Source organism: Nonomuraea jiangxiensis (genome assembly GCF_900099965.1).
In the GTDB taxonomy this organism is placed as follows: domain Bacteria; phylum Actinomycetota; class Actinomycetes; order Streptosporangiales; family Streptosporangiaceae; genus Nonomuraea; species Nonomuraea jiangxiensis.
Genome location: NZ_FNDJ01000029.1, coordinates 1 through 8,874, shown reverse-complemented (window position 1 = coordinate 8,874; position 8,874 = coordinate 1). Strand labels below are relative to the sequence as shown.

Annotated in this window: 9 protein-coding genes; 3 read left to right on the top strand and 6 right to left on the bottom strand. The window is 71.0% G+C overall.

Annotated elements, in window-relative coordinates:
* Positions 1 to 189: 189 nt before the first annotated feature.
* The 3 genes from BLS95_RS42925 to BLS95_RS42915 all read right to left on the bottom strand — a co-directional run bounded on the left by BLS95_RS42925 (position 190) and on the right by BLS95_RS42915 (position 2,157).
* A complete protein-coding gene (locus tag BLS95_RS42925; protein ID WP_090945359.1) occupies positions 190 to 546 on the bottom strand; it encodes a nuclear transport factor 2 family protein in 357 nt (118 codons plus the stop codon).
* Positions 547 to 640: 94 nt separating this feature from the next.
* Positions 641 to 1,066, bottom strand: a complete 426-nt coding sequence (locus BLS95_RS42920; RefSeq protein WP_090945358.1) for a hypothetical protein — start codon at positions 1,064 to 1,066, stop codon at positions 641 to 643.
* Positions 1,067 to 1,149: 83 nt separating this feature from the next.
* Positions 1,150 to 2,157 carry an RNA polymerase subunit sigma-70 gene (locus BLS95_RS42915; protein WP_090945357.1) on the bottom strand — a complete coding sequence of 336 codons (1,008 nt, stop codon included), beginning with the start codon at positions 2,155 to 2,157 and terminating at the stop codon, positions 1,150 to 1,152.
* Positions 2,158 to 2,209: 52 nt separating this feature from the next.
* On the opposite strand from BLS95_RS42915, the gene BLS95_RS42910 reads away from it, so the two are divergent.
* Complete coding sequence (locus tag BLS95_RS42910; protein WP_090945356.1) at positions 2,210 to 2,932, top strand: PIG-L deacetylase family protein; 723 nt, start codon at positions 2,210 to 2,212, stop codon at positions 2,930 to 2,932.
* 315 nt (positions 2,933 to 3,247) lie between these two features.
* Here the strand turns inward: BLS95_RS42910 and thrS are convergent, their stop codons facing one another.
* From thrS to BLS95_RS42895, 3 genes are all read right to left on the bottom strand, one after another.
* On the bottom strand, positions 3,248 to 5,224 hold the full coding sequence (gene thrS, locus BLS95_RS42905) for a threonine--tRNA ligase (protein ID WP_090945355.1): 1,977 nt from the start codon (positions 5,222 to 5,224) through the stop codon (positions 3,248 to 3,250).
* Positions 5,225 to 5,289: 65 nt separating this feature from the next.
* Positions 5,290 to 5,886: a glycoside hydrolase family 25 protein gene (locus BLS95_RS42900; RefSeq protein ID WP_176993680.1), complete on the bottom strand. Its 597-nt coding sequence runs from the start codon at positions 5,884 to 5,886 to the stop codon at positions 5,290 to 5,292.
* Positions 5,887 to 5,926: 40 nt separating this feature from the next.
* On the bottom strand, positions 5,927 to 6,841 hold the full coding sequence (locus BLS95_RS42895) for a TIGR03564 family F420-dependent LLM class oxidoreductase (protein ID WP_245765637.1): 915 nt from the start codon (positions 6,839 to 6,841) through the stop codon (positions 5,927 to 5,929).
* An 80-nt stretch (positions 6,842 to 6,921) separates the two neighbouring features.
* Here BLS95_RS42895 and pgm point away from each other — a divergent pair, with 80 nt between their 5' ends.
* Positions 6,922 to 8,553, top strand: coding sequence for a phosphoglucomutase (alpha-D-glucose-1,6-bisphosphate-dependent) (gene pgm, locus BLS95_RS42890; RefSeq protein WP_090945455.1), 1,632 nt, complete (start codon positions 6,922 to 6,924; stop codon positions 8,551 to 8,553).
* A gap of 125 nt (positions 8,554 to 8,678) precedes the next feature.
* The coding region (locus BLS95_RS57245) for an IS110 family transposase (protein WP_218136262.1) at positions 8,679 to 8,874 on the top strand (196 nt) is incomplete at its 3' end.

Genomic DNA, 8,874 nt, shown 5'->3' with positions numbered 1-8,874 from the left:
CCCGGCCATCCCACAGCCAAGCGGGCGCCCCGGCCATCCCACAGCCAAGCGGGCGCCCCGGCCATCCCACAGCCAAGCGGGCGCCCCGGCCATCCGACGGCCGAGCGGGCGCCCCGGGTATCGGGCGGCCGGGCGGGGGCCGACGCGATCTGGGACCGCACTGTCGGCAGGTGCTCGACGGGGGCGGCTCTAGCTTTGGTGGTGCTCGTAGTAGGCGCGTACGCGGGCGGCGCGGCCGTGCTCGTCCAGCTCGACGACGTCGAGGACGCGGTTGGCGTTCTCCCGCCGGTAGAGGAGCGCGTAGCCGCCGGGGCTGGTCAGCAGTGCCTCCTCAGTGAAGGCCAGGCCGGGAGCCAGCTCCAGCCCGAGCTGGAAGTGCCTGCGCAGCTCGGGCCGGCCACGGAGCCGGCCGTCGGCCCGCCCCCAGCGCCGTTCCACGGTCGGGGCCACGAAGTCGACGTCTTCGGCGTAGCAGGCCATGACCGCGTCGAGGTCATGAGCGTTCCACGCCGCCAGCCAGGCGTCAGCGTGTGCTCGGGGATCCATGGCCCGAGTATCCCGTGCCCGCTCCGGGCACCGAGCATCCGGTGCCCGGACCGCCGACCACCCGTCACCGGGTGCGGTGGGACCCGTGTGGTGGTCAGCTCACGCGAGTCATCGCCGAGTCGTAGCCGCCGCCCCCGGGGTAGACCCAGGCGCCCGTGACCGACGTGCCCGCCGCGTCGAACGTTCCCTTGTAGTAGGCGGGCGAGCCCTTCTCCCCACTCCAGATGGTCAGCGTGTCGCCCTCCAGCTCGTACACGTAGGCGAAGGTGCTGCCCTGGCTGTCGTAGTACCAGGACCTGAGGTCCGCACCGGGCGCGTCCGCCCCGAACGGGCGTTCCCTGCCGATGACCTCCATGCCCTTGATCCGCATGCCCTCCTGCGTCAGGTCGACGTCCTGGACGAGGAAGTGCCCGCCCTCCAGCCAGCGGTAGGTGACAGTGCCCTCCGAGCCGCCGGTCACCCGCCAGGTGCCGACGAGCCGGTCCAGGGCCTGGAGCTGGGCATCGGTGTGGTCGCTCATCGTGAATCTCCTTGCCGTACGAAGCGTGGTGGTCATGAGACGGCGCGGCGCGCGGAAAGGAATCGGTCGGCGGCCAGGAAATCTCAGAGGCGGTCCGGGAGGCCGAAGGCTGCGTGGAGCTCGGGACCGAACGTGGTGATCTCGGCGATCAGCCCGTCCTCGACCCGCAGCACGTCCAGGTTGACGGCGGTGTAGCCGGCCTCGCCGGGACGGCGGACGTAGCCGGCCATGGCGGGCTGCCGGTTCGCGTACGTGGCCAGGACCCGCCACTCGCCCCACGCCTGCGCGCCCTCCAGGACGGGCCGCCACATGTCCAGGATGGACGCGCGCCCGTCGTACACCAGCGACGCGGGCGGCATCGTCTGCCGCGCGTCCGCGCGCAACAGCGCAGCGAGGGCGGACAGGTCGCCGGCCACGGAGGCGTCCATGTAGCGGCGCAGCACCGCGCGTTCCTGCTCGCTCGGGGGTGTGGCGGGCCCCCACTGCGAGCGCCGTTCGGGCAGCCGCGTGCGGAGCGTGGCGCGGGCCCGCTGGAGCGCGCTCTTGACCGCCGCCACGCTCAGCTCCAGCGCGTCTGAGGTCTCCTCGGCCGACCAGCCCGCAACGTCGCGCAGGATCAGCACCGCGCGCTGGCGCGGCGGCAGGTGCTGGATGGCCGCCAGGTACGCCAGCTCGATCGTCTCCCTGGCGACCGTCACCGCGTCCGGCTCGCCCTGCCCGGGCGCGGCCAGGTCCAACAGCCGGTCGGGGTACGGCTGCAGCCAGGGCACCTCGGCGAACGGCGAGCCCGCCTCGTTCCCCGTACCGACCGTGATCTCGCGGGATCGGGCGGGCCCGGACAGCAGGTCGAGGCAGGCGTTGGTGGCGATGCGATAGAGCCAGGCCCGGAACGTCGAGCGCCCCGCGAACGTCTCCCGCCCGCGCCAGGCCCGCAGCAGCGTCTCCTGCACCATGTCCTCGGCGTCGGCGAACGAGCCCAGCATCCGATAGCAGTGCACCTGCAGCTCGTGCCGGCAGGGCTCGGTCAGCTCGGCGAACTTCGCCGGGTCCCCGCCCCGCACGACGGTCACGGCGTCGTCCGCCTGGCGCATCCGCCTCACCCCTCACCTGGTCGGCGGCCATGCTAGCGCCCAGGATGTGACCATGACAGATCAACTCGAACCCATGCCAGAGGACTGGCAGCGCGCCCTGGCGATCGTGGCGCACCCCGACGACCTCGAGTACGGCTGCGCCTCGGCCGTGGCCATCTGGACGGACCAGGGCCGCGAGGTGACGTACGTGATGGTGACCAGCGGCGAGGCCGGCATCGAAACCCTCGAACCCGCCGAGGCCGGCCCCCTCCGCGAGCAGGAGCAGCGGGCGAGCGCGGCGGTGGTCGGCGTGACGAACGTGGAGTTCCTCGGCCACGCCGACGGGGTGATCGAGTACGGAACCGCGCTCAGGAAGGATCTTGCCGCCGCCATCCGCCGCCACCGCCCCGAATTAGTGATCACTCTGAACCCGGACGACACGTGGGGCGGAACGTACTGGAGCACGCCCGACCACCGGGCCGTCGGCCGGGCCGTACTGGACGCCGCCGGTGATGCCGGAAATCGCTGGATATTTCGTGATATTCCCGACGAACCCTGGAATGGCGTCCGCTGGGTCGCCATCGCGGGCAGCGAATCCCCCACCCACGCCGTGGACGTGACGGACGGCCTGGAACGCGGCGTGCGCTCGCTCATGGAACACCGCGCCTATATCAAAGCCCTCACCACCGAGAACCCGGAAACCTACGCCCGCAATCTGATCGAGGGTTTCGCCCGCGAGTCGGGCGCCCAATTCGGCGGACGACCCGCCGTCACTTTTCGCCTATTTACCCGTTAACACTGCTATTTAGGAATCACTGGCAGAGACAACCCCCGCTCGACCCCAGGGGCAGATCCCATGCCGGGTGCGCCGCGCAATGCCCAGGTCAAGCCCCGAGCGGGCGAGGCTCGGGTCGGACGCCGGGCAGACAACCGGCGCGGACACCCGGGCAACGGCCCGGCCCCGGCGGGGCGACCGGCCCGAGCGGGGAGATCGGCCTGTGCGGGGCGACCGGCCCGAGTGCCGGACCAGCCCGAGTGCCCGACCAACCCGGGCGACGGACCAGCCCGGGTGCCGGGTGACGGATCGGTCCGGGGGGCGCGTGGTGTGGTGTCAGACCTGGATGCGGCGTTCGACGGCGTCGACGATCTCGGCGATCGCCTGGTCCACCGGCACCCCGTTCTTCTGCTCGCCGTTGCGGTAGCGGAAGGACACCGCGCCGTTGGCGATGTCGTCGTCGCCCGCCAGCAGCATGAAGGGCACCTTCGCCTTCTGCGCGTTGCGGATCTTCTTCTGCATGCGGTCGTCGGCCGCGTCGACCTCGACCCGGACCCCGGCCGCGCGCAGCCGCTTGGCCACGTCCTGCAGGTAGGGCACGTGCGCCTCGGCGATCGGGATGCCCACCGCCTGCACCGGCGAGAGCCAGGGCGGGAAGGCACCGGCGTAGTGCTCGGTGAGCACGCCGAGGAACCGCTCGACGGAGCCGAACAGCGCCCGGTGGATCATGACCGGGGTCTGCCGGCTGCCGTCGGCCGCCTGGTATTCCAGGCCGAAGCGCTTGGGCTGGTTGAGGTCGAGCTGGATGGTGGAGAGCTGCCAGGTGCGGCCGATCGCGTCCTTGGCCTGCACGGAGATCTTCGGGCCGTAGAAGGCCGCGCCTCCCGGGTCGTCGGCCAGGTGCAGCCCCGACTCGGTGGCGACCTGGCGCAGCGCTTCGGTGGCCTCCTCCCACTCGGCGGGCTCACCGATGAACTTGTCGGAGTCGTCGCGGGTGGACAGCTCCAGGTAGAAGTCGGACAACCCGAAATCACTCAGCACACTGAGCACGAACCTCAGCAGCGACTGGATCTCGTCGGCCATCTGCTCCCGGGTGGTGTAGATGTGCGCGTCGTCCTGCGTCATCCCGCGCACCCGGGTCAGGCCGTGCACCACACCCGACTTCTCGTAGCGGTAGACCGAGCCGAACTCGCACAGCCGCAGCGGCAGCTCCCGGTAGGAACGCCCGCGCGCCCGGAAGATCAGGTTGTGCATCGGGCAGTTCATCGGCTTGACGCGATATTCGATGCCCTCCAGCTCGAAGGCCGGGAACATGTCGTCGGCATACCACGGCAGGTGGCCCGAGGTCTCGAACAGCGACGACTTGGTGATGTGCGGGGTGTTGACGAACTCGTAGCCCGCCTCGGCCTGCCGCCGGCGCATGTAGTCTTCCATCTCCTTGCGGATGATCCCGCCCTTGGGATGGAAGATCGGCAGGCCGCTGCCCAGCTCCGGCGGGAAGCTGAACAGGTCGAGCTCCACGCCGAGCTTGCGGTGGTCGCGCTTCTCGGCCTCCGCCAGCAGCTCCAGGTATTCGTCCTGCTTGTCGCGGGACTCCCACGCGGTGCCGTAGATGCGCTGGAGCTGCGGGTTCTTCTCGCTGCCGCGCCAGTAGGCGCCGCCGGAGCGCATGAGCTTGAACGCCGGGATGGACCGCGTGGAGGGCACGTGCGGGCCGCGGCACAGGTCCTTCCAGCACAGCTCGCCGCTCTTGGGGTCGAGGTTGTCGTAGATGGTCAGCTCACCGGCGCCCACCTCGACGGAGGCGTGCTCCTCGGACTCCGCCGCGGACGCGCCCTTGAGGCCGATCAACTCCAGCTTGTACGGCTCCGCCGCCAGCTCCGCGCGGGCGTCCTCGTCGGAGACGGGCCGGCGGGAGAAGAGCTGCCCCTGCTTGACGATCTCCCGCATGCGCTTCTCGATGCGCTTGAGATCGTCGGGATGGAAGGCGTCCTTGACGTCGAAGTCGTAGTAGAAGCCGTTTTCCACCGGCGGCCCGATGCCCAGCTTGGCCTCGGGGAACAGCTCCTGCACCGCCTGCGCCATGACGTGGGCGGTGGAGTGGCGGACGATGGCCCTGCCGGCCTCGCTGGAGATCTCGATCGGCTCGACCGCGTCGCCCTCGGCCAGCGGGTGGGCCAGGTCACGCGGCTCGCCGTTGACCCGGGCCGCGATGACCGTGCGGCCGTCGGCCTCCAGTGCCTCACCGGCCGTCGTGCCGGCCGCCACCACACGCTCGGCTCCGGCGAGGGTGATGCGTAGCTCGGCTGACACGGTGACTCCCTAGGATCGCCCTCGATGACCGGCACCGAGGCTGGTTCGAATCGTGAACACCGATGCTATCGCGGGTGAAACCCCAGGCTTGCCAGCTCCTCCCGGCTCCCGGGGAAGAGATCCAGGTCGATGGGGCTGTTGGCGTACTGGTGGATGGCCCACGCGCGCCAGGGCCGCGGCACGGCGGGCCGGCCGCGCGGTCTGTCCGGGCCGGCGATCCACAGCGGGTGATCGGCCAGGCCCGCGCAGTTCCCGCCGCCGGCGAAGGCGTGGTAGGTGTGCACGAACGGGCGTACCCCGAGGTGCCGCTCGACCTGGTGGCACCAGCGGCGCGCGTGCCTGGCCACCTGCTCGGGGCGCAGGCCGTCGTCGGCCTCCAGGAAGAGCGCGACCAGGTCACCGGGGGACAGCCCGCCGGCGGACCTGATCACGGCCGCGAAGTGGCGTGCCTGTTCGACCGGGTCGCCCGCCGGCCTGGCGACGTGGTAGGCGCCGCGCACGAGCCGGCTCTCGCGCATGCCGTCCCAGTTGCGCGCGAACCGCTTGTCGGTGCCGTCCAGGCCCTCGCTGGCCCGGGCGAAGGCGAAGGCCACTCCGGCCTTCGCGTGGTCAGGCCAGTCGACGGTGTCCTGCCAGTCCGAGACATCGATGCCCAGTAACACGCGCTCCACTTTGCCGGAGTTTCCGGGCGATGTCTGCCGATCAGCCCTTCGCCAGGCCGTTCAGCAGGGCCTGCGTACGTTCCCTGCCGGAGAAGACGGACCCGACGAAGTCGGTCACCCCGGCCTGCTCCAGCTCTGCGATCCTGGCCAGGACGGTCTCCTCGTCGCCGACGATCGCCACGTCGCCGGGGTTCGCCGCGCCTTCCCTGTCGAGCATGGCCCGGTAGGAGGGCAGTTGCCCGTACACGGAGAAGACCTCGTTGGCGCGGGCGACGGCGGCGGCGGGATCGTCGGTGACGCAGACGGGCAGCGCGCAGACGACGCGCGGCGGCTCGCGGCCCGCCTCGGCGGCGGCCGCCCTGATGGTGGGTACGACGTGCTCGGCGACCGTCTTCGGCCCCGTCATCCACAGGACGGTGCCGTCGGCCACGGCGCCCGCGAGGCCGAGCATGCGCGGGCCGAGCGCGGCGACCAGCACCGGGAAGCCGCCGCCCGGCCCGGTCAGCCGGAGGTCGGCCTTGACCGTCTCGCCCGCGTACTTGACCTGCTCGCCCCGGCCGGCCGGGATCAGGACGTCGAGGTATTCCCGCATGTGCCGCAGCGGGCGGTCGAAGCCGTAGCCGTACATGTTCTCGATGACGATCCGGTGGGACAGTCCGATGCCCAGCGTCAGGCGTCCGCCGAGCGCGGCGTTGGCGGTCATGGCCTGCTGGGCGAGCGCGGCCGGGTGGCGCGGGTAGGTCGCCACGACGGCGGTGCCGAGCTCGATGGCGGGACCGCCGGCCCCGGCGGCGGCCAGGGCGGTGAGGGCGTCGAGGCCGAAGATGTGGGAGAGCCAGGCGGAGGTGAAGCCGCTCTCGGCCGCCTGGGTGATCTGGTCACGCAGCTCGCCGATCGGATCGGACCCTCGCGGCTCGGTCAGGAAATATCCGTAGCGCATGGAACAGAACTCCATTCTGGTGACTGACGACTGTATCCTCCCACGCCGCCAGGTGTTCGCCCGTTCAGCCGGGGCGGATTTGTAAAGTGGGCCTCATGACGCACGATCGCGCGGGACAGCCTGCCCAGCCTGACGACCTGGTCGACGTCGCCCGGCTGGTGACGTCCTACTACGCCCTGCACCCCGATCCCGAGGAGGTGGGGCAGCGGGTGGCGTTCGGCACGTCGGGGCACCGCGGGTCGGCCCTGAACTCGGCGTTCAACGAGGACCACATCCTGGCCACCAGCCAGGCCATCTGCGAATACCGGCAGTCCATGGGCACCGACGGGCCGCTGTTCCTGGGCATCGACACGCACGCCCTGTCGGAGCCCGCGCGGGTGTCCGCGCTGGAGGTGCTCGCGGCCAACGGGGTCGAGGTGCTGATCGACACGCGCGACGGCTACACGCCGACGCCCGCCGTCTCGCACGCGATCCTGCGGCACAACCGGGGGCGCACGACCGGGCTCGCCGACGGCGTCGTGGTCACTCCGTCGCACAATCCGCCCGCCGACGGCGGCTTCAAGTACAACCCGCCGCACGGGGGCCCCGCCGACACCGACGCCACCGGGTGGATCCAGGACCGGGCCAACCGGCTGCTGGCCGACGGGCTGAAGGGCGTGGCGCGGATCCCGTACGCGCGGGCGCTGGGCATGGCGGGGCGCTATGACTTCCTCGGCACGTACGTGGACGACCTGCCGTCCGTCGTGGACCTCGACGCCATCAGGGCGGCCGGGGTGCGGATCGGGGCCGATCCCCTGGGCGGGGCGAGCGTGGCCTACTGGGGGGAGATCGGCGAGCGGCACCGCCTGAACCTGACGGTGGTCAACCCGCTGGTGGACCCGGCGTGGCGGTTCATGACGCTCGACTGGGACGGCAAGATCCGGATGGACTGCTCGTCGCCGTACGCGATGGCCTCGCTGATCGCCAATCGCGACAAATACGATATTTCCACCGGGAACGATGCCGACTCCGACCGGCACGGCATCGTCACCCCCGACGGCGGGCTCATGAACCCCAACCACTACCTCGCCGCCGCCATCTCCTACCTCTACACCCACCGGGACGGCTGGCCCGGCGCCGCCGGCGTGGGCAAGACCATGGTCAGCAGCGGCGTCATCGACCGGGTCGCCGAGTCCCTGGGGCGGCGGCTGTACGAGGTGCCGGTCGGCTTCAAGTGGTTCGTCCCCGGACTGCTGGACGGGTCGCTGGGGTTCGGCGGCGAGGAGAGCGCGGGGGCGTCGTTCCTGCGCCGCGACGGCTCGGTGTGGACCACCGACAAGGACGGCATCATCCTGGCGCTGCTGGCCTCCGAGATCCTGGCCGTCACGGGCGAGTCGCCCAGCGCCCGCTACCGCAAGCTGACCGAGCGGTTCGGCGAGCCCGCGTACGCGAGGACCGACGCCCCGGCCACCCGAGCCGAGAAGGCCGTGCTGGGCAGGCTGACCGCCGAGCAGGTGACGGCCTCCACGCTGGCGGGCGAGCCGATCACGGCCGTTCAGACGTCGGCGCCCGGCAACGGCGCGGCGCTGGGCGGGGTGAAGGTCTCGACCCGTGACGCCTGGTTCGCCGCCCGGCCGTCGGGGACGGAGGACGTGTACAAGATCTACGCCGAGTCCTTCAAGGGTCCGGAGCACCTGGCCGAGGTGCAGGAGGAGGCCCGCTCCCTGGTCGCGGCCGCCCTCGCCTAATGGGAGCTACGGGGTCAGCCGATTAGGCAGACTTGGTGCCTGGTAGCCGCTGGTGAGTGAGCACTTCCCTCGCCTGGACTTTGAGTCCTAGGGTCAGATCGTGCCCTCACCAGTGGTCGGGAGTCTTGATCGCTGATGGGATGTCGTGCCCGCCGATCGCGTGGCGTGAGCACTTGTCCATTAGGTCGCCGACCGGCTCCTGCGGGCTGCTGGAACTGTTGTCGATCTTAGGGATTCGGATGCTGTTCGTCGGCGATGACTGGGCTGAGGATCACCACGATGTGGAGGTCCAGGACGAGGCGGGCACGGTCTTGAAGCGGG